This is a genomic window from Pseudomonas aeruginosa, from assembly GCF_001457615.1.
GTDB lineage: Bacteria > Pseudomonadota > Gammaproteobacteria > Pseudomonadales > Pseudomonadaceae > Pseudomonas > Pseudomonas aeruginosa.
The window spans coordinates 3,261,595-3,280,249 of record NZ_LN831024.1 but is presented as its reverse complement, the minus strand read 5'-3'; the positions used below and the strand labels follow the sequence as shown (position 1 = coordinate 3,280,249).

Annotated in this window: 16 protein-coding genes; 8 read left to right on the top strand and 8 right to left on the bottom strand. The window is 68.1% G+C overall.

The genetic code is table 11. The annotated features are described in order from the left end of the window. Positions 1 to 104 precede the first annotated feature (104 nt). From AT700_RS14930 to AT700_RS14920, 3 genes are all read left to right on the top strand, one after another. Positions 105 to 1,475, top strand: a complete 1,371-nt coding sequence (locus tag AT700_RS14930) for an APC family permease (RefSeq protein WP_003106497.1) — start codon at positions 105 to 107, stop codon at positions 1,473 to 1,475. Between the two features lie 487 nt (positions 1,476 to 1,962). Beyond that, entirely contained in the window at positions 1,963 to 3,192 is a 1,230-nt protein-coding gene (sstT, locus tag AT700_RS14925; protein WP_003106499.1) for a serine/threonine transporter SstT, read from the top strand. Between the two features lie 120 nt (positions 3,193 to 3,312). Next, a complete protein-coding gene (locus AT700_RS14920) occupies positions 3,313 to 4,215 on the top strand; it encodes an RluA family pseudouridine synthase (RefSeq protein WP_003106501.1) in 903 nt (300 codons plus the stop codon). 158 nt (positions 4,216 to 4,373) lie between these two features. Here the strand turns inward: AT700_RS14920 and AT700_RS14915 are convergent, their stop codons facing one another. The 4 genes from AT700_RS14915 to cmrA form a co-directional block, all read right to left on the bottom strand. Next, positions 4,374 to 6,248 (bottom strand): DUF3857 domain-containing transglutaminase family protein, encoded by a 1,875-nt coding sequence (locus tag AT700_RS14915; protein WP_003114879.1) that lies wholly within the window; start codon positions 6,246 to 6,248, stop codon positions 4,374 to 4,376. 173 nt (positions 6,249 to 6,421) lie between these two features. Further along, the gene (gene yidD, locus AT700_RS14910; RefSeq protein WP_003088692.1) at positions 6,422 to 6,682 is read right to left on the bottom strand and encodes a membrane protein insertion efficiency factor YidD; all 261 of its coding nucleotides are present in this window, start codon (positions 6,680 to 6,682) and stop codon (positions 6,422 to 6,424) included. A 58-nt stretch (positions 6,683 to 6,740) separates the two neighbouring features. Then, a complete protein-coding gene (locus AT700_RS14905; RefSeq protein WP_048521124.1) occupies positions 6,741 to 8,093 on the bottom strand; it encodes a hypothetical protein in 1,353 nt (450 codons plus the stop codon). 87 nt (positions 8,094 to 8,180) lie between these two features. Continuing rightward, positions 8,181 to 9,113: an AraC family transcriptional regulator CmrA gene (gene cmrA, locus AT700_RS14900; RefSeq protein WP_023094082.1), complete on the bottom strand. Its 933-nt coding sequence runs from the start codon at positions 9,111 to 9,113 to the stop codon at positions 8,181 to 8,183. Positions 9,114 to 9,694: 581 nt separating this feature from the next. On the opposite strand from cmrA, the gene AT700_RS14895 reads away from it, so the two are divergent. Beyond that, entirely contained in the window at positions 9,695 to 9,991 is a 297-nt protein-coding gene (locus tag AT700_RS14895; protein ID WP_003088696.1) for an antibiotic biosynthesis monooxygenase family protein, read from the top strand. 57 nt (positions 9,992 to 10,048) lie between these two features. Here the strand turns inward: AT700_RS14895 and AT700_RS14890 are convergent, their stop codons facing one another. Continuing rightward, positions 10,049 to 12,043, bottom strand: coding sequence for an alkaline phosphatase D family protein (locus AT700_RS14890; protein ID WP_031632392.1), 1,995 nt, complete (start codon positions 12,041 to 12,043; stop codon positions 10,049 to 10,051). Positions 12,044 to 12,370: 327 nt separating this feature from the next. On the opposite strand from AT700_RS14890, the gene AT700_RS14885 reads away from it, so the two are divergent. Together AT700_RS14885 and AT700_RS14880 are read left to right on the top strand one after the other, a co-directional pair. Beyond that, positions 12,371 to 12,877 carry a sigma-70 family RNA polymerase sigma factor gene (locus tag AT700_RS14885; RefSeq protein WP_003088700.1) on the top strand — a complete coding sequence of 169 codons (507 nt, stop codon included), beginning with the start codon at positions 12,371 to 12,373 and terminating at the stop codon, positions 12,875 to 12,877. Next, positions 12,874 to 13,827 (top strand): FecR family protein, encoded by a 954-nt coding sequence (locus AT700_RS14880; RefSeq protein ID WP_003107078.1) that lies wholly within the window; start codon positions 12,874 to 12,876, stop codon positions 13,825 to 13,827. Before AT700_RS14885 ends, AT700_RS14880 begins: the two co-directional genes overlap by 4 nt. Before the next feature lie 37 nt (positions 13,828 to 13,864). Here AT700_RS14880 and cynS read toward each other — a convergent pair whose 3' ends face one another. Next, a complete protein-coding gene (gene cynS / locus AT700_RS14875) occupies positions 13,865 to 14,335 on the bottom strand; it encodes a cyanase (RefSeq protein ID WP_003088707.1) in 471 nt (156 codons plus the stop codon). Positions 14,336 to 14,374: 39 nt separating this feature from the next. After that, positions 14,375 to 15,037 (bottom strand): carbonic anhydrase CynT, encoded by a 663-nt coding sequence (gene cynT, locus AT700_RS14870; protein ID WP_003107081.1) that lies wholly within the window; start codon positions 15,035 to 15,037, stop codon positions 14,375 to 14,377. 114 nt (positions 15,038 to 15,151) lie between these two features. On the opposite strand from cynT, the gene cynR reads away from it, so the two are divergent. Continuing rightward, positions 15,152 to 16,039 carry a transcriptional regulator CynR gene (gene cynR / locus AT700_RS14865; protein ID WP_048521123.1) on the top strand — a complete coding sequence of 296 codons (888 nt, stop codon included), beginning with the start codon at positions 15,152 to 15,154 and terminating at the stop codon, positions 16,037 to 16,039. Positions 16,040 to 16,045: 6 nt separating this feature from the next. On the opposite strand, the gene AT700_RS14860 is transcribed toward cynR, so the two are convergent. Beyond that, a complete protein-coding gene (locus AT700_RS14860; protein ID WP_043884908.1) occupies positions 16,046 to 17,431 on the bottom strand; it encodes an MFS transporter in 1,386 nt (461 codons plus the stop codon). A 140-nt stretch (positions 17,432 to 17,571) separates the two neighbouring features. Here AT700_RS14860 and AT700_RS14855 point away from each other — a divergent pair, with 140 nt between their 5' ends. Next, complete coding sequence (locus tag AT700_RS14855) at positions 17,572 to 18,474, top strand: LysR family transcriptional regulator (RefSeq protein WP_003450478.1); 903 nt, start codon at positions 17,572 to 17,574, stop codon at positions 18,472 to 18,474. Positions 18,475 to 18,655: the final 181 nt, after the last annotated feature.

The following is an 18,655-nucleotide window of genomic DNA, read 5'->3' as shown; positions in this document are numbered from 1 at the left end:
TTCCCACCCTTGCTGAAGGTAGACGGCGGCAAGCCTGCGGTTTCCGCCCGTCCGCCTTCCTTTGCTGTGCATTAGAAAAAGAAGAAATCGAGGCAAGCATACCCATGTCGAATCCTCCCCCCACCGCAGAACGAACCCAGCTTCGCAAGTCCCTCAAGCTGTGGCAGATCGTCATGATCGGGTTGGCCTACCTGACCCCGATGACCGTCTTCGACACCTTCGGCATCGTATCCGGGATTTCCCAGGGACACGTGCCCACCGCCTACCTGCTGGCCCTCGCCGGCGTGCTGTTCACCGCGATCAGCTACGGCAAGCTGGTCCGCCAGTTCCCCACCGCAGGCTCGGCCTATACCTACGCGCAACGGGCGATCAATCCCCATGTCGGCTTCATGGTCGGCTGGTCGTCGCTGCTGGACTACCTGTTCCTGCCGATGATCAACGCACTGCTGGCGAAGATCTACCTGACCGCATTGTTCCCCGAGGTCGCCCCGTGGATCTGGGTGGTGATGTTCGTGCTGATCATGACCCTCATCAACATCAAGAGCGTGAACCTGGTCGCCAATTTCAACACCGTCTTCGTGCTGGTCCAGCTGGCGATCATCGTGGTCTTCATCGGCCTGGTGATTCACGGCCTGAACAACGGGGAGGGGACCGCCACGGTGCTCAGTACCCAGCCGTTCTTCTCCGAGCACGCGCATCTCTCGGCGATGGTGGCGGGGGCGACGATCCTCTGCTTTTCCTTCCTCGGTTTCGACGCGGTGACTACGCTGTCCGAGGAAACCCGCGACGCCGGCAGGGTGATCCCGCGGGCGATCTTCCTCACCGCGCTGTACGGCGGGGTGATCTTCATCACCGTGTCGTATTTCCTGCAGTCCTATTTCCCGACCAACGTACGCTTCAAGGAACCCGACGCGGCGCTGCCGGAAATCGCCCTGTACGTCGGCGGCAAGCTGTTCCAGTCGATCTTCCTCTGCGCCACCTTCATCAATACCCTGGCGTCGGGCCTGGCCTCCCAGGCCAGCGTGTCGCGCCTACTGTACGTGATGGGGCGGGACAACGTGCTGCCGGAGCGGATCTTCGGCTTCGTCCATCCGAAATGGCGTACGCCGTCGATCAACGTGCTCATCGTGGGCATGGTGGCGCTCTCGGCGATCTCCTTCGACCTGGTGACGGCGACCGCGCTGATCAATTTCGGCGCCCTGGTGGCCTTCACCTTCGTCAATCTCTCGGTGATCGTGCATTTCTATGTGCGCGGCGGGCGCAACCGCAGCCTCAAGGAGCATTTCCACTACCTGGTCCTGCCATTGCTCGGCGCGGCCATCGTCGCGGTGCTCTGGCTCAACCTGGAAAGCACCTCGCTGGTGATGGGGCTGATCTGGGCCGGACTGGGCTTCGGCTACCTGTTCTACCTGACCCGCAGCTTCAGCCGTCCGCCGCCGCGCTTCCAGGAGAGCGAACTGAGCCCGACCCAGTGAGGCGAGCGGTGAATGGATTCAGCGGAAATGTGAAGGAAAAAGATTGGTAATCTTCACGAAATTTTCACGGTGACGGGTCAATCATGGACCCATGGCTAACGGACTAGCCCCCCATCTGAAGCCCGCCTCATGGCGGGCTTTGGCTATCTGCAGACAGCGAATTTCGCGTTTTTCCTCCTTTTCACAGGGGTTTCCGGCCTCCCGGCTGGCAATGCGCCTGCGACGACATGTCCGAATCCAGACAGAATTGGACGCCCCCAAAAAGCGCAGACACGGCTAGAATCCACGCCGTCCCGATCCGGTTCGATGGCCGTGGCGGGGGAGCCCGGTATCCGCTGGTCGGTGTTTCCTGTGGTGCTGCGCGTCCTTCCCTAGACTACCCGGCTCGCTCGAACCATCCCTTCGCGGGGGCGGAACGGCACAGGGTCGTTCGGCATGGAAGCTGCCTGGGCCGGCCTTCGACACACCTATAAGAGTAGAAATCTGCATGACATACCCTGAACGTCCCCTGCTTCATCTGCTGACGCGTACCAGCCTGGTGGGCCAGATCATCGTCGGCCTGATCGCCGGCCTGCTGCTCGCCAGCTTCTTCCCGGCCGCCGCGCTCAAGGTCGGCTTCATCGGCAAGGTCTTCGTTTCCGCGCTGAAGGCCGTCGCGCCGGTACTGGTGTTCGTCCTGGTGATGGCATCCATCGCCAACCACAGGCAAGGCCAGCAGACCCATATCCGGCCGATCCTGCTGCTGTACCTGGTCGGCACCTTCAGCGCCGCGGTGGTGGCGGTGATCGCCAGCTTCGCCTTCCCCTCGAGCCTGGTGCTGGCCAGCCATCCGGGCGAGATGTCGCCTCCGGGCGGCATCGCCGAGGTGCTCCAGTCCCTGCTGCTGAGCGTGGTGGACAACCCGGTCAACGCCCTGATCTCGGCCAACTTCATCGGCATCCTGGCCTGGGCCATCGGCCTCGGCATCGCTTTCCGCCACGCCAGCGATACCACCCGCAACCTGCTCTCCGAGCTGTCCAACGGCGTCTCGCTGATCGTCAAGGTGGTGATTCGCTTCGCCCCGCTGGGCATCTTCGGCCTGGTCGCCTCGACCTTCGCCGAGTCCGGCGTCGAGGCCCTGAAAGGCTATGCCCACCTGCTGGTGGTGTTGCTCGGCTGCATGCTGTTCGTGGCCTTCGTGGTCAACCCGCTGATCGTGTTCCTGAAGATCCGCCGCAATCCCTATCCGCTGGTGCTGACCTGCCTGCGCGAAAGCGGCATGACCGCGTTCTTCACCCGCAGCTCGGCAGCCAATATCCCGGTCAACCTGCAGCTCTGCGAGCGCCTGGGCCTGCACGAAGACACCTATTCGGTATCGATCCCGCTGGGCGCGACCATCAACATGGCTGGCGCGGCGATCACCATCACCGTGCTGACCCTGGCAGCGGTGCATACCCTGGGCATCGCCGTGGACGTACCGACCGCGATCCTGCTCAGCGTGGTGGCGTCGATCTGCGCCTGCGGCGCGTCCGGCGTGGCCGGCGGTTCGCTGCTGCTGATCCCGCTGGCCTGCAGCCTGTTCGGGATTCCCAGCGAGGTGGCGATGCAGGTGGTGGCGGTAGGCTTCATCATCGCGATCCTCCAGGACTCCGCGGAGACCGCGCTGAACTCCTCGACCGACGTGCTGTTCACCGCAGCCGCCTGCGAGGCGGAAGAGCGCAAGGCGAGCGCCGCCTGATTCGATCCCTGGGTCACGGAAGAAACCGCCTTCGGGCGGTTTCTTCGTTTCGCCCCGGCGTGCTTTGACCTGTGCGCCGCGCTGCGGCCTAATGGTCGCCCGTCCTTCCCGAGTTGCCGCATGTCGTCTCCTTCCTTGCCCGATGCCAGTCTCCGCGCCAGCACCCTGCATCTGCCGGCCGGTCCCTGGAGCACCGTGCTCGACTGTCTCTGCGCGCGTTTCCCGGCCATCGACCGTGACACCTGGCTGGCGCGCATGCAGCGGGGCCGGGTGCTGGACGCCGAGGGGCGTGCGCTGGGCCCGCAGGCGGCATATCGCGAAGGCCTGCGTGTGCACTACTTCCGCGAGTTGCCGGTGGAGGCACCGATTCCTTTCGAGGCGCGCATCCTGTACCGCGACGAGCATCTGCTGGTGGCGGACAAGCCGCACTTCCTGCCGGTGATGCCGGCCGGCGGCTACGTCGAGCAGACGCTCCTGGCGCGGCTGGCCCGCAGCACCGGCAATCGCGACCTGGTGCCGCTGCACCGGATCGACCGGCATACCGCCGGGCTGGTGCTGTTCTCGACCAATCCCGGCAGCCGCGGGCGCTACCAGGCGCTGTTCCGCGAGCGGCGCATCGACAAGTGCTACGAAGCGATCGCTCCGGCCTTGCCGCAACTGGACTTCCCGTTGCTGCGCAGGACCCGCCTGGTGCCCGGCGAGCCGTTCTTCCGCATGCGCGAAGGCGAGGGCGAGCCGAACAGCGAGACGCGCATCGAGGTCGTCGAGCGCAACGGCCGCTGGTGGCGCTACCGGCTGTATCCGGTGACCGGCAAGAAGCACCAGCTGCGCGTGCACCTTGCGGCACTCGGCGCGGGTATCCAGAACGATGGGTTCTATCCCGAGCTGCTGGACGCCGAGGGCAGCCCCGACGACTACCTGCGGCCGCTCAAGCTGCTGGCCAGGGGGCTGCGCTTCGACGACCCGCTGAGCGGGGAGAGGCGTACGTTCGAATCCGGGCTGCGGCTCGATTGGCAGGTGTAGGCGACAGGCTCGCCAGCGGAATGCTGGCGTACGTCGCCGACCCGGAGCGCATGGCGCGTTTCTATGAACAGGCGCTCGGCCTGGAGGGCTGCGCGGGCGAGTAGAAGGATCGCCCGCTGGTGCGGCTGGACGCGCCCGCCGGAGCGGGCGCGGGTCGCTCAGGGACGCTTGTCCAGCTTGACCACCAGGCGCAGTTGCTCGACGCAACCGCGGCTCTGCTCGATCAGCTTGCCGAACTCGGCGCTGTTGATCTCGTCGTGGTTGAGCCAACTGGTCTTCTGCACTTCCCGATAACGATAGTGGTAGCCGCCATCCTTGGCCGGTTCGGCCTGCAGGTCGATGTCGAACCAGGGACTGCGGATCTCGCAACTGTGCGCCGGCTCGTCAGTCTTGCCGCCGGACAGGCTGATGTCGTAGGACGTGATCTGCGGTTCGCCCAGGTACAGCTCGGCCAACTGGCCTTCGCTACGGTACTTGGCGAAGGCATCCCACTGGCTGGCCAGGTCCTGGCGGTTGTAGAAATACTCTCCGCCGAGCCGGTCGAGGGCGCGGCGGTCGGTAAGCCTGGCACTGATCGTATAGCTGGGCGGCAGCACGAACTGGCTGTCGTCGCGCTCCAGCACGCAGTCGCTGCCTTCCTTGGCGAAGTTGCGGCACAGGTCCTGGTCGGTGCTGGTGCGGCCGCGCTGGCGATCGGCGACGCTGAGCTGCATCAGCGGCGCGTTGGAAAGCTCCACGCGCGACTCGACCCGGGCTTCGCCGTCATGGGTGTAATGCTCGCTGCGGGTCACGCGCAGGGTGTCGCCGGGCGCTTCCAGGGGAATCTCGTCGCGCCGCACCTTGCCGTCGGCGCCCAGCACCAGCGCCCAGCGCTGCTGGATGTCGGGCATGATGCGGCCGGGAGCGAACACCGGGTTGGTCGGGTCCAGCCACCAGGTCTTGCCGTCCACCTCGGCGCGGACGATGGCATGGTTCGGCGCGTACATGCCGGGCACCAGCAGGTCCCAGACCACGTCGCCGCGGCTGACCAGGGTCGGTTCGGCCTTGATCCCGGCGGCCTTGAGCATGGCGGCGAGGAGGATCGCCAGGTCCTTGCAGTCGCCGTAGCCATTGCGCTCGATCTCCGCCAGGGAGAAGGGCACGTAGCCGCGCTCGCTGGCGCGCCAGTCGCCCAGGTAGCGGTAGGTGTCGTTGATGTACTGCATCAGGCCGGCGACCTGCTCGCGGGCCGGCTTGCCCTTCACCGCGGCGACGGCCGCCGCGGCGCCCTTGGGCAGCTCCGCGGCGAGGATCTCGTTGTAGCGCGCGGCGAACGGGCCGAAGTTGTCCTGCAGGTCCAGCGAACTGCCCAGCTCCAGGCGCGGGGTATGGCGCAGGTAGGCGTTGCCGGCTTCGTTGATGTAGTTGGTGTATTGCGGCTTTTTCAGGCTGACCTTGAGGGTCTTCTTGTCGGCGCTCTGTTCGATGCGATAGGCGTCCATCAGCTCGCTGCGCACGAAGATCGGCCGCTCGGCCTTGAACTCGGCGACGAAGCGGTCGTCGCGCACCGGCATCGGCGGGCGGCTGAGAATGTAGTGGAACTGGGTGCTCAGCGGCTTGGCGGTGAAGTGCTCGCGCAGGGTGTAGCTGATGCGGGTGCCGACGCGCAGGTTGGGGAACGCCAGGGAGGTCTGGCGTTCGCGCAGGAAGCCCTGGTCCGGGTTCGGCGCGGTGCGCGTATCGATCTGCGACTGGTCCAGCGGCACCGGCTTGCCGCCGGGCTGGGTCAGCTCGGCCTTCTCCACGATCAGGCTGTCGGTCTCCGCGTAGCTGCGATCGATGCGCGAGAGCATCTCGCGGCCGCTCGGCTTGAGGATGGTGAAGCTGTAGGTGCTCACGCAATCGGTGCTGTTGTCGGCGTTGAACTGGCAGCGGAACTCGGTTTCGCCGGCCAGCGGCGCCTCGGCGATCGGTTGCAGCGCGGCGAGGGCCGGGGTGGCGGCGCAGAAGACGCTGGCGGCGAGGAAGGAAGGGGAGAAGGGATGACGGGGCATCGGAGCCTCAGGATGAAACGTTTGAGCGGAACTCCCCGGCGTAGTCGGGCGCAAGGGGCGCCGGGCGATAGCCGGGGAGATGGACCCTGAATGATAGGTTTTATCAATTCCGCATGTCGACCGGCGGGTCCGGTTATGTGCGGGATGTCGCCGTTGCGATCTTTTCGCCGGCTTCATTCGCCGGGCTTCGCCGTTCTGTGGCAGGCGCACGCCTGTTCCTGGCGCTCCGGAACCGGGTCGTAGCCGCCCGGGTGCCAGGGGTGGCAGCGCAGCAGCCGGCGCGCGCCGAGGTAGCCGCCTCGCAGCGCGCCATGTACGCGGATGGCTTCCAGGGTGTAGTGCGAGCAACTGGGGTAGAAGCGGCAGCGGGGACCGATCAGCGGGCTGATTGCGTACTGGTAGAAGCGGATCAGCCCGATCAGCAGGAACTTCATGGCGAGCCCTCGGCGGGGTTGCGGCGGCGAGCGGGCATTGTAGCGCCGTTGTCGGTCCTCAAGGAGCATTCTCCGCCGCGCAATAGAGGGTCCGCCCGTCGACGAGGCTGCGAGCAGTCGCCAGGCGGCCGCGCAGGCCGGGTTCTTCCGGCGCCAGCGTGCCCTCGCGCCAAGCGCCTCCGCGCAATGGAATCAGTGCCGAACGGCCGTAGCCCGGGCAGTACGCCTCGGCGTCGCCCTCCAGGTAGTCGACGCCGTCCAGGGTCAGCTCGCCGACATTCCAGCGCGCGCCGAGGTAGGCCTGGCGAAACGGCCCGTCGGTAAGGACGTAGAAGCCCCCGCGCACCTCGCTGGCCGCCGTGGCGAAGCCGATGGTGCGGCGCGGTTGCGGGATCACCAGCAGCGGTCGCCGTGGGTCGGCGAAGGCCTCCTGCAACTCGACCAGGCGCTGGCGGGTGGCGCCCATCTCGCGCCGGTAGCGCTCGCCGCGCGCCCGCGCGTCGTCGGGGAGTTCGCTCCAGGCCGGAGGCTGGTCGCGCAGCAGGTAGTCCAGCGGCCAGGTGCCGGCCGTCGCGGCTTCCTTCCAGTCCCCGTCGTCGCGCAGGTCCAGCAGCACTCCGGCCAGCGCGCCGATCTCGTAGGCTTCGCTGTCGACGCCGACGCCGATCTCGTTGGCATCGTAGAAGGCCAGGGCGTACTCCCGCAGCGCCTGCCGATAGCGTTGCGGATCCTCGGCGAAATCGGTGCGGTAGCGCGCGGCGGCGGCCATCTCGATGTAGCGCGCGGTGCCTTCGCTGAGATCGACCTGCGCCGCCAGCCGGCTTTCCTCGGGAGCCGCTTCGCGCCAGCGGCGCAGCCAGCCCTGGGCGTCGCTCAGGTAGCTGTCGCGCTGCCCGGGCGTGCGCAGGGCCTGGAGCAGCGACTGGAACAGGGCATAGCGGTATTCCCGCGGGCGCGGGGCGAGCGTGGCCAGGTCGCCGCGATAGCCACCGGGCTTGCGCAGGCCCGGCCAGTCTTCCTGGGCGTAGCGATGGAAGGCTTCGTGCGGGCCGATGGCGGCCAGCGTCTCGCTATTGCCGGTATTGCTCCGCAGGTGCGCGGCGCTGATCTGCAGCAGCACCGCCGGACGGCCCCGGTAACGCGGAAAGGCATAGCTCAGGTCGAGATCCGGGTCGCTGTCGCCCGCCACCGTGGTGCGCTGCGCGCGGCCTTCGGCATCGGCGACCCAGGTACTGCGGCCATCGCTGTAGAGGAAGGCCTTGTCGGCCATCCGCCAGCCGGGCCAGAGTCGTTCGCTGTGCTGGCCGACGGCATGGACATAGGCCAGGTAGCGGCGGGCGAACGACTCGCTGTCCGTCGCCGCGGCGGGAAGGGACAGGGCAAGCAGGAGCAGGGGCAGGGCTCGGGTCATGGCGGGTACGGTTGCGCAAGGTCGGTCGGGGCGACGAAGGTATCCCGCCGCTTCCCGATTGACCGTCGCGGCGGCTGCCGCGTTCCCCTAGGCGGTGTTGCGCGCCCGCGCCAGGTCGCGCAGCGGCGGGGCGCCGAACAGCCGGCTGTACTCGCGGCTGAACTGCGACGGGCTTTCGTAGCCGACCCGGTAGCCGGCGGCGGCCACTTCCAGGCCCTCGCTGAAGATCAGCCGGCGTGCTTCCTGCAAGCGCAGCTGCTTCTGGTACTGCAACGGGCTCATCGCGGTCACGGCCTTGAAGCGGTGGTGCAGGGTCGAGGGGCTGAGGTTGACCACCTGGGCCAGTTGCTCGATGCGCAGCGGCTTGCCGTAGTTCTGGTTGATCCAGTCGATGGCGCGGGTGATGCGGTGGGCCTGGCTGTCGGCGATGGCGATCTCGTGCAGGCGCTGGCCCTGGCCGCTGCGCAGCAGGCGGTAGAAAATCTCGCGGAGGATCAGCGGCGCCAGCATCGGGATGTCGCGCGGGCTGTCCAGCAGATGGATCAGGCGCAGCACCGCATCCAGCAGGCTGGCGTCGATACGGTCGACGTAGAGGCCGCGGTCGCCGCGCCGGCTGGCCACTTCCATGGGCCCGGCGTCGGAGATCAACTGGGTGATTTCCGCCGGGTCGATATCCAGCCGGACGCAGAGGTAGGGCGCGTCCGGCGAGGCGTCGATCACCTGGCCGGCCAGCGGCAGGGTGACCGAGACCACCAGGTAGTGCAACGGATCGTAGATATAGCGTTCCTCGGCCAACTGCACCTCCTTGCGGCCCTGGGCGATGATGCACAGGGCAGGTTTGTGCATGCCGCGCGCCGGCAGGGTGGGGCCGTCGGCGCGGATCAGGGCGAGGGGGTCGACGGCGGTGCCGTAGATACCGTCGCGGGGGCAATGCCTGAGCAGCGACTGCGCCAGTTCGCTCTGGCGCTGGCGCAATTCGGCGGGGAGATCGACGGAAAGAAGCGGGGTGTTTTCGCTCATGCGGGGACTCGCGGGGGAAACCTTCCCAAGACTAGCGCGCGTCGCGGCGACAGGCATCCATCGCGCTGCGCGATGGCAGGATCAGGCAAGCATTCGCCAGGAACAGGCAAGCCAGCTCGTTTCACCGGGCGCAAGCGGATGAGAAAAAACCGGAACGCGGCAGTTTCAGGCAAGAACCCGACAGTATCCGTCTACCGATTCCCCGCGCCGTCCCCCTAATCTGGCTGGCATGGCGGAATCTCCGTCATGCCGATGGGAAATACCTGCAGGGGGACACACCTATGTCAAATCAACAGGCCAGACTGTCATCGGGCGGCGTGCCGCCGGAGCGCGCGCCGGGCGCCTCCCGTTCGCGGTCGCGCGACGGCGCTCTGGTCCCCGACACGCCTTCCCGTTCGCCTGCCGGCCCAGCCGCGGGCGGCACGCTGGCGCGGACCCATCCCGGCAACTGGTAATCGGAGGCAGGGCACATGCGTCACCCTTACACCCCACAGCGGCCGGCCGGCGTCTCGGCGCCGCCGGCCCTTCCACTCCTGGTGCCGCTTGCGCAGCGGCGAATCCATGTCGAGGAGGCAGAGAGCATGCCAGCGTTCAATCGGGCCAGTCACCTGGTCAGCATTCGCGCCCGCAGCGGCCAGTCGCACCGCCTCGGCCTGCGCCTGCAAGAGCTGGCGCAGGCGGGCCAGGCTGCACCCGGTTGCCTGCGCTACGAACTGCGCCAGGCGGACGGGGACGCCGACCTGTGGCTGTTGCACAGCGAGTGGAGCGATGAAGCGGCCATGCAGGCGTACCTGTCCGGCGACGCCCAGCGGGTCTTCGCCGAGGTGCTCTGGCAAGCGCTGGCGGCGACCCTGGACGTGCAGGAGCGGCCGTTCTGAAACCGGGCGGGCGGATGACGCGGCGCGGCGTCCGCCCGTCCCCCTTGTTCTGGCGTCTCAGCGACCCGGCGCGACCGGCGACTGGTCCGCTCGTTCGTCTTCGACGTCGCGATGTCGCTCGAAGGCGGTCGCCGGCGAGCCATCGGCATTGACCTGCAACACCGCGCGCGGACGGCCGTCCTCGCCAATGAATACCTGGCCGATCCCGGCGCTGTTCCACAGGCGCTCGCCGGCCTGGCTGTGCTGCGGAACGCGCGGGCGGATTTCCAGACTGCGCCGCTGGGTCAGCCAGTTCAGCGGCGACCAGGGCGCATAGAGCCAGCGATTGAGGCGGTCGAACCAGTCCAGCAGGCGTCGCGGGAATTCGTTCTTGATCCCGCTGCTGGTGATCTGCCAGAGCCGGGGCCCGCGCTCGCGATGGCGAATCCGGATGTCGTAGACGAAGGAGTAATGCACGTCGCCGGAAAGGATCAGGTAGTTACCCGGCGTACGCGAGTGGCGGAAGATGTTCATCATCACCGAGGCCGCGCCGCGATGGGCCATCCAGTTTTCCGCATCGACCAGCAGCGGCTGGCCGATCCAACTGAAAAGCTTCTGTACGCCCTCGATCAGCTTGACCCCGAACATCGGCGCCGGCGACACGATGATCGCCGCCTTTTCGCCGAGCAGGTCCTGCTGGAATTCACTCAGTGCCTCCCAGTCCATCAGCCCGGAGGGCCGGCCCAGGTTGCGCTCGCTACGCCAGCGGCGGGTGCGCGTGTCGAGGACGATCAGGGTCGGGCTGCCAGGCAACCGGTAGTGCCAGTGCTGGAAGTCGAGCAGGGCATCGAGCAGGCGGTCCTGCTCGGCGCAGGGCAGCCGGCCGTCTGCCGCGGCACCCTCCATCAGGGTCGCGACCGGCGCCAGCCATTCGCCGCAATGCTGCGGGTCGTTGCCCCAGCCCTGGCAGAGCAGGTAGGCGAGCAGGGCGTTGCCGATGATCCGCCGGGAGAACGGATGGCCGTAGGCGGTCAGCTCCCAGCGTGCTGAAAGGTTCCAGTCGTCGGTGATGTCGTGGTCGTCGAAGATCATCAGCGACGAGATATGCGCCAGCGCCCGCGCCACGCGGGGCAGGCCATCGCGGAAGGCTTCGATGTGCCGGCGCTCGCCGGCGAAGCGCTGCGCGTGCCGCGCATCCAGCCCCGGCGGCGGTTCCAGCCTGACCAGGCGCCAGGGCGCCGGCGACCAGACCAGCAGGTACATCGCCAGCACCTCGGCCAGGCCGACCAGATGGTTGTGGGCGTTGGCCGAGGTGAAGATCGGCTTCTTCACCCCGCCGAAGAAGCGCTCGCGCAGGGCTTCGTTGGACTCGAAGGCGGGCAGCAGGTCCTCGCGCCGGTAGTAGGTGGCCGGGTGCGCGTAGAGTGCCTCGCTGTCGTTCACCAGTGCGCCTTCCAGGTGTTCGCCGTACAGGCCGAGGCGGTGGATCAACCCATGGATGGCCACCAGCATCGGCCCGGCGACGTCGTCGGCGTAGACCTGGTCGCCGCTCATCATCAGCAACGCCGGGCGGCTTTCGGCCTGCAGCAGGTTTTCCTCCAGCAGCCGGTCGACCTGCAGCAGGCCATCGGCCGCTGGGTGATGCGGCTTGCGGCAGGAGCCGTGGAGCAACTGGTCGAGACGTGGCTTGAGCACCAGGCTGGCGCGCTGGCGACCGGGGTAGAGCAGATGCGGCGCCCATTCGGCGATTCCCGCAGGCTCCCGGCCGTCGGCGGCGAGGCGCAGGTCGTAGTCGACCAGGCGGGCGCAGGGCAACGGCGGGTCGAGCGCGACATCCAGCAGGTGCAGCCAGGCATGGGTGCCGATGCGGATGGCCGAGTGGGTTCCTTCCGCGAGGCGGACCCGACGCTCCGCCTCGCCTTCGCTGGCGAGGATCAGTTCGATGGTCGTCGGGCATGACGTGGCCAGCCAGAACACCAGGCGTCCGGGCTCTGCGCGGCGCAGCAGGGGACCGGCCAGGACCAGGGGCAGGGCTTCGTCAGGCGGGGTGTCGTTGGGGAGCGAGGCGGACATTGGTACGGGCGTTGTCGACGCGGCGAAACAAGCTGACGAGTATGCCGCTTTCGGCGGATCGCGGCGTTGCCATTTCGTAAGGAATGACGACAGTCGTCGCGGGATGGCGATCTTCTAATGCCAAAAAGTTAAGGACACCTTAATTAATATTCTTTTTTGCGTTCGAGCTTCTGCGGCATATTGCCTTCCGCGCAGGCCCGGCGGCCTGCCATCGCTGTTTGCGGGAGGGACACGTGCAATCCGACGTCGGCGCCGCCTCCCGCCGATCAAGGTTTCGCCTGCCACCCCGACGCCCGGTGGCGCAGGCCCGTAGCACGAGAGTGCGGAATGGGCATGGATCAGACACGCAATCGCCTCGTCGGCCTGATGTTCCAGAACGACTATTCCTGGCTGAGCGGGCGCCTGCGGCGCTACCTCGGCTGCCCCCACAGCGCCGAGGACATCGCCTCGGAAACCTTCCTCAAGGTCCTTGCCCTGCCGGATCCGGCAAGCATCCGCGAGCCGCGCGCGCTGCTCACCACCATCGCCCGCCGGCTGATGTACGACGGCTGGCGGCGCCAGGACCTGGAACGCGCCTACCTGGAAAGCCTGGCCGGGCTTCCGGAGGCCCTCGCGCCGTCCGCCGAGGAGCAGGCCCAGGTGGTGGAAACCCTGCTGCGCCTGGAGCGCATGCTCGCCGGGCTGTCGCCGAAGGCCCGCGCCGCCTTCATCCATAGCCAGATCGGCGGACTGACCTACGTGGAGATCGCCGGCTTGCTGGAGGTTTCCGTCAGCCGCATCCACCAGTACATGGTCGAGGGCTTCAAGCAGTGCTACCAGGTGCTTGCCGAATGAGCCAGGGAAGGCGAGAACGCATCCTCGACGAAGCGGCGCAGTGGATGGCGCTGCTGCAATCCGGCCATGCCGGCGCCGAGGAGCGCCTGGCGTTCCAGCAGTGGCGCCAGGCCGATGCCGAGCACGGTGCGGTGTTCGACCGGCTCAGCCTGGGCTTGCAGTCGTTTCGCGACGAGCCCCTGCACGGCTTGCGCGCCGAGCAATTGATCGGAGCCCTCGAGGCGCCGTCCGCTCGTCGCCGGTTTCTCCAGCGCAGCCTCGCCCTGGCGGCGTTCGGCGTGGCGACGCTGGCGCTGGGGCGGATCGGCATCGTCGGCTTCCCCTGGCCCGGCGACCTGTATACCGGCACCGGACAACGCCAGAGCTTCCGCCTGGAGGATGGCAGCCAACTGGTGCTGGACGCGCGCAGCCGGGTACGCCCCGAATTCGATGGCTACCGGCGTCGCCTGCGCTTACGCGAGGGCCGCCTGCTGGTTGACGTGGCACGGGATCCGGCGCGGCCTTTCGTCGTCGACACCGGGCGTGGCCAGGTCGAGGCGCAGGGAACCCGCTTCCAGGTCAGCGATGACGGCGCCAGCTCGCGAGTGGTGGTGCTCGAGTCGCGGGTGCGGATCACCACTGCCGACGGACGGCAATGCCTGTTGGAGCGCGGCCAGAGCGCCCGTTTCGACGCCTCGGCGATTCTCGCCCGAGGTCCTGCCGAAGGCGGCGAGAGCGCCTGGCTGGATGGCCGGCTGGAGGTCCGCGACCGCCCGCTGGGGGAGGTGCTGGAAGCGTTGCGCGCCTATCGCCGCGGCATCATCAGCGTCGCCGACGACGCGGCGGCGCTGCGCGTCAGTGGCATCTACCCGCTGGACGACAGCGGCGCGGCGCTGGCATTGCTGGAGCAGAGCCTACCGATCCGGCTCGACTACCACGGGCCCTACTGGGTCAGCATCGCCAGCCGCTGAGGCGCGCGCCCGGCGGCGAGCCGGGCGGCGCGACGCTTCAGAACGGCTTGGTCGGCAGGTACTTGCCGTCGAGGGTGATCACCGCCCGCGAGCCGCCTTCCGGGTCCTCGACCTTCTTGATGTCCAGCTTGAAGTTGATCGCGCTGATGATGCCGTCGCCGAACTGTTCGTGGACCAGCGCCTTCAGGGTGCTGCCGTAGACTTGCAGCATCTCGTAGAAGCGATAGATGGTCGGGTCGCTGGGAATGCCGCCGGGAATGCTGCCGCGCAGCGGGATGCTTTGCAGCAGGAGCACCGCGTCGTCGTCCAGGCCGAGTTGGGCGGCGACCTTGCGCGCCGCCGCCTCTGGCAGGGCATGCTGGCCGAGCAGGGCGGCGGTGACGAAGGTCAGGGCGAGACCGGTGCCGTCGGCCAGGTCCTGCCAGGACAGGCCCAGGCGGGCCTTGTTCAGGACCACGGTCTCGGCCAGTTGCTGGCGCGCGTTGGGGGACACTTGGCTGTGTTGCATGAGATGACTCTCCTTGCGGGTGGTTGTGAGGAAAGGGATTCAGGCGACCGCCTGCCCGGGTTCGCCGCCTACCGCGCGCACTTCGGGATGCTCGGCGAGGGAGACGAAGCGCCGGCTGGCGCCGTCGAGGGCGTCGATGCGGCCGCTTTCGATGTCGTAGACCCAGCCGTGCAGGTTCAGCCGACCCTGCTCCAGGGCGCGGGCGACGCAGGGGTGGGTGCGCAGGTTGGCCAGTTGGGCGATCACGTTGTGCCGCACCAGGGCGTCCAGCCGCGCCGCCTCGGAGGCGTGTTCGTGGGCGCTGTTCATCGCCCGTGCGGCCTCGGCGTGGTGCAACCAGCCGGCCACCGCCGGCAGCTGGTCGAGACAGGCGCAGGACGCGATGGCGCCCATCGCGCCGCAGTCCGAGTGGCCGCAGACCACGATGTCGCCGACCCCGAGCACCGCCACCGCGTATTCCACCGAGGCGCTGACCCCGCCGGGCTGCGGCCCGTAGCCGGGGACGATGTTGCCGGCATTACGGATCACGAAGAGTTCGCCGGGCTCGCGCTGGGTCAGCAGTTCGGGGACCACCCGGCTGTCCGAGCAGGCGATGAACAGTGCCTTGGGGGCTTGCCGGGTGGCCAGGGACTTGAACAGTTGCGAGCGCGCCGGGTAGGCGTCGCGCTGGAAGCGGAGAAAGCCGTCGATGATGTCACGCATGGCGCTGGGCTCCTGGCCGTCGAATGGTGGGGCCAGGATGCGCGGATTGAGCCATAGGGTCCAAGACCGGTTTATTATTCCAGTCATTGGTCTGGTCTATAGTTGGATGTTTCCATGCTGCTTCGCCACCTGCGCTACCTGCTCGCTGTCGCCGAGCATCGCAACTTCACCCGCGCCGCCGAGGCGCTGCACGTTTCGCAGCCGACCCTGTCGCAGCAGGTGCGGCAACTGGAAGAGCAACTGCGCGTGCAATTGCTCGACCGCTCCGGCAGGAGCGTGCGTCCCACCGATGCCGGCGAGCTGTACCTGCTTCATGCGCGGCGTGCCTTGCGCGAGCTGGAAGCGGCGCAACGGGCGATCCACGAGGTGCGCGACCTCAGTCGCGGCCGCCTGCGCCTGGGCATGACGCCGACCTTCACCTGCTATCTGGTGGGCGCCCTGGTGGATCCGTTCAATCAGCGCTATCCGGGCATCGAGTTGAGCCTCGAGGAGTTGCCCCAGGACGCCCTGGAGGCGGCGCTGATCGACGATCGCCTGGACCTTGGCGTGGCCTTCAGCGAGCCGGGTTCGGTGGAGATCGACAGCCAGCCGCTCTACCTGGAGCGCCTGGGCCTGGTGCTGAGGGCGGAACACCCGGCGGCGGACGCGCCGCTGGCCGCCGCAGCGCTGGCGGAGTTGCCGTTGGCGTTGTTGCGCGACGACTTCGCCACGCGCCGGCACATCGACGCTTACCTGCGCCAGCAAGGGGTGACGGCGCGGGTGGCGCTGGAGGCGAACTCGATCAGCGCCATCGTCGACGTGGTTCGCCGCGGAAGACTGGCCAGCATCCTGCCGGAGGCGGTGGCGCGCCAGCAGGCCGGGTTGCGCTGCGTGGCGCTGCGGCCGGCGTTGCCGACCCGCCAGGTAGCGCTGTTCTGGCGCCAGGGCAGCCACCCCGGTGCCGCGCGCCTGGCCTTCCAGGCCCTGGCGCTGGAACTCGGCGCCGAGCTGGGCGACGCCTGAGCGGGATCAGCCGCGACTCGGCTGCAACGCCGCGGGTTCCTCACGGCGCAGCCGCAAGGCCAGGGCGGCGCCGAACAGGGCGAGCAGGGCGCTGAGCGCGGTCACCCATTCGATGCCGCGCGCCTGGCTGGCCAGCAGGCTGGCGGCATCGGCGCCGCGCACCTGGGCGTTGGCCAGCGCCACCAGCAGGGCCAGGCCGAGCGCGCCGCCGATCTGCTGGGTCATCGAGGCCATCCCCGAGGCGACGCCCTGTTCGGCGGGATCGACGCCGCTGGCGGCGCTCACCCACATGGCGGTCCAGGTCATGCCCTGGCCGATGCTGAGGATCACGATGGCTGGCAGCAGCGCCAGGAAGCCGCGCCCCAGCGGCAGGCACGCTGCCAGCAGGCCGAGCCCGAGTGCGCCCAGCAGCAGGCCGGCGACCAGCGTCGCGCGTGCCCCGTGGCGGGCCAGCAGGCGCTCGGCGACGCGGATACCGAGGGTGCAGAGCAGAGTCGCCGGGAGGAACGCCAGGCCGGTCTGCAACACGCTGTAGCCGTACACCGACTGGAAGTAGATGGCCAGGAAGTAGTACTGCACGCCGTAGCTGCTCATGAAGATCGCGGTCAGCAGCATCGCCACCTGCAGGTTGCGGTTGCCCAGCAGGCGCAGCGGCATCAGCGGGTCGCGGCTGTAGTGTTCGATGGCGAGGAACGCCAGTAGCAGCGGGACGGAAAGGTAAAGTCCGAAACGTACCGAGGGCGCATCCCAGCCCGACTCGGGGCCCTGGACCAGGGCGAAGACCAGCAGGGTGGCGCCGGCGGTGACCGTCAGCGCGCCGGCCAGGTCGAAGCGTCGACCGCGCTGGCGCCGGGCGTCGGCCGGGATCAGGCGCAGGGCGAGCAGCGCCGCGGCGCCGGCCAGCGGCACGTTGACCAGGAAGATCGAGGCCCAGCCGAACAGCTCGGTGAGCGCGCCGCCGAGCGCCGAGCCGAGGGCCAGGCCGAACGCCGAGGCGATGCTCCAGATCGCCAGGGCACGATTGCGCGCCGGGCCCTCGGCGAAGTGATTGCCGATCAGCGCCAGGGTCGCCGGGAACAGCAGCGCGCCACCCAGGCCCTGCACGGCGCGGGCGAGGATCAACGGCAACTCGCTCTGGGCCAGGCCGCCCGCGAGGGAGGCGAGGGCGTACAGGCTTTGCCCGAGGACGTACATGCGGCGCCGGCCGAGCAGGTCGGTGGCGCGCCCGCCGAGCAGGAGGAAGCCGCCGAAGGCCACCGTATAGGCGCTCACCACCCATTGCAGGCGTTGCGCCGAAAAATCCAGCGCCCGGCTGATTTCCGGCAGAGCGACGAACACGATGGTGGCGTCGAGGGCGATGATCAGTTGCGCGCAGGCGAGCAGGGCGAGCATCCAGTTGGAAGGGGCGGCACGGTCCGTCACGGCGGGACTCCTGGTCTGGGTTGGGCGCGGCCAGTGTTTCTCATGCTGGAATCGTGATAAATAGCCTCTCCGTCCTTTCACTGATGAAAATAATCATCGATGAGATCGCCATGGACCTGAATGCCGTCAAGTTGCTCGCCCGCGTGGCCGAGACCCGTAGCTTCACCCAGGCCGCCGTTTCTCTCGGTCTGACCCAGTCCGGCCTGTCGCGCGCCATCGGCCGGCTGGAAGCCGAACTCGGCGTGCGTCTGCTGCACCGCACCACCCGCAGCGTCAGCCTGACCCCGGACGGCCAGCTGTTCTACGAGCGCTGCGCACCCTTGCTGGCGGAACTGGAGGAAGTCGAGAAGTTGCTGGTGGACCGCCAGTGCGCGCCGAGCGGTCCGCTGAAGATCACCACCCCGCAGGCGCTCGGGCGGATCGTGATCATGCCGGTGCTGCGCGAACTGACGCGGCGCTACCCGCAATTGCAGATCGAGGCGGCGATGACCGATCGCCTGGTCGACCTCACCGAGGAAGGCTTCGACGCCGCCGTGCGTCTCGGTCGGGTCGGCGACGTGCGCCTGATCGCCCGGCCATTGGCGGCGTTGCGCTGGGTCACGGTGGCGTCGCCGGAATACCTGCGTGGCCACGGCACGCCGGAGCGCCTGGAGCAACTCGCCGGGCACAACTGCCCGACGGTGCGCGACCTGCATACCGGCAAGCTGCTGGAATGGCAGTTCCAGCGCGACGGCCAGCCGCTGAGCCTGGCGGTGCGCGGCGACCTGGTGCTGGACGTGGCCGACGCGCTGGTCGACGCGGCGCTGGTCGGCCAGGGCATCGTCCAGGTGATGGGCTTCATGGCCGAGGAAGCGATCCGCCGGCGTCGACTGGTACGCATCCTCCAGCCGTTCGAACCGCCGCTGTGCCCGGTGTCGCTGATCTACCCGCCGTCGCGGCAGTGCTCGCTGAAGATCGGCGCGCTCTATGAGGAACTGAAGAGCGCGCACTGGTGCGGGGCGCTGACGTACTGACCCGAGGGCGGCAGGGCGGATAACGCCGTGTTCGGACCGGCGGATAGCCGCAAGCGGCTATTCGCCCTACACGGGGCAAGGCCGGTAGCGGAGCTGGGGGAAGCTTTTTGGGTAGGGCGAATAACGCCGGAGGCGTTATCCGCCGCTATGCCTATTCGCCCGCGCTTATAAGCTCAGAACA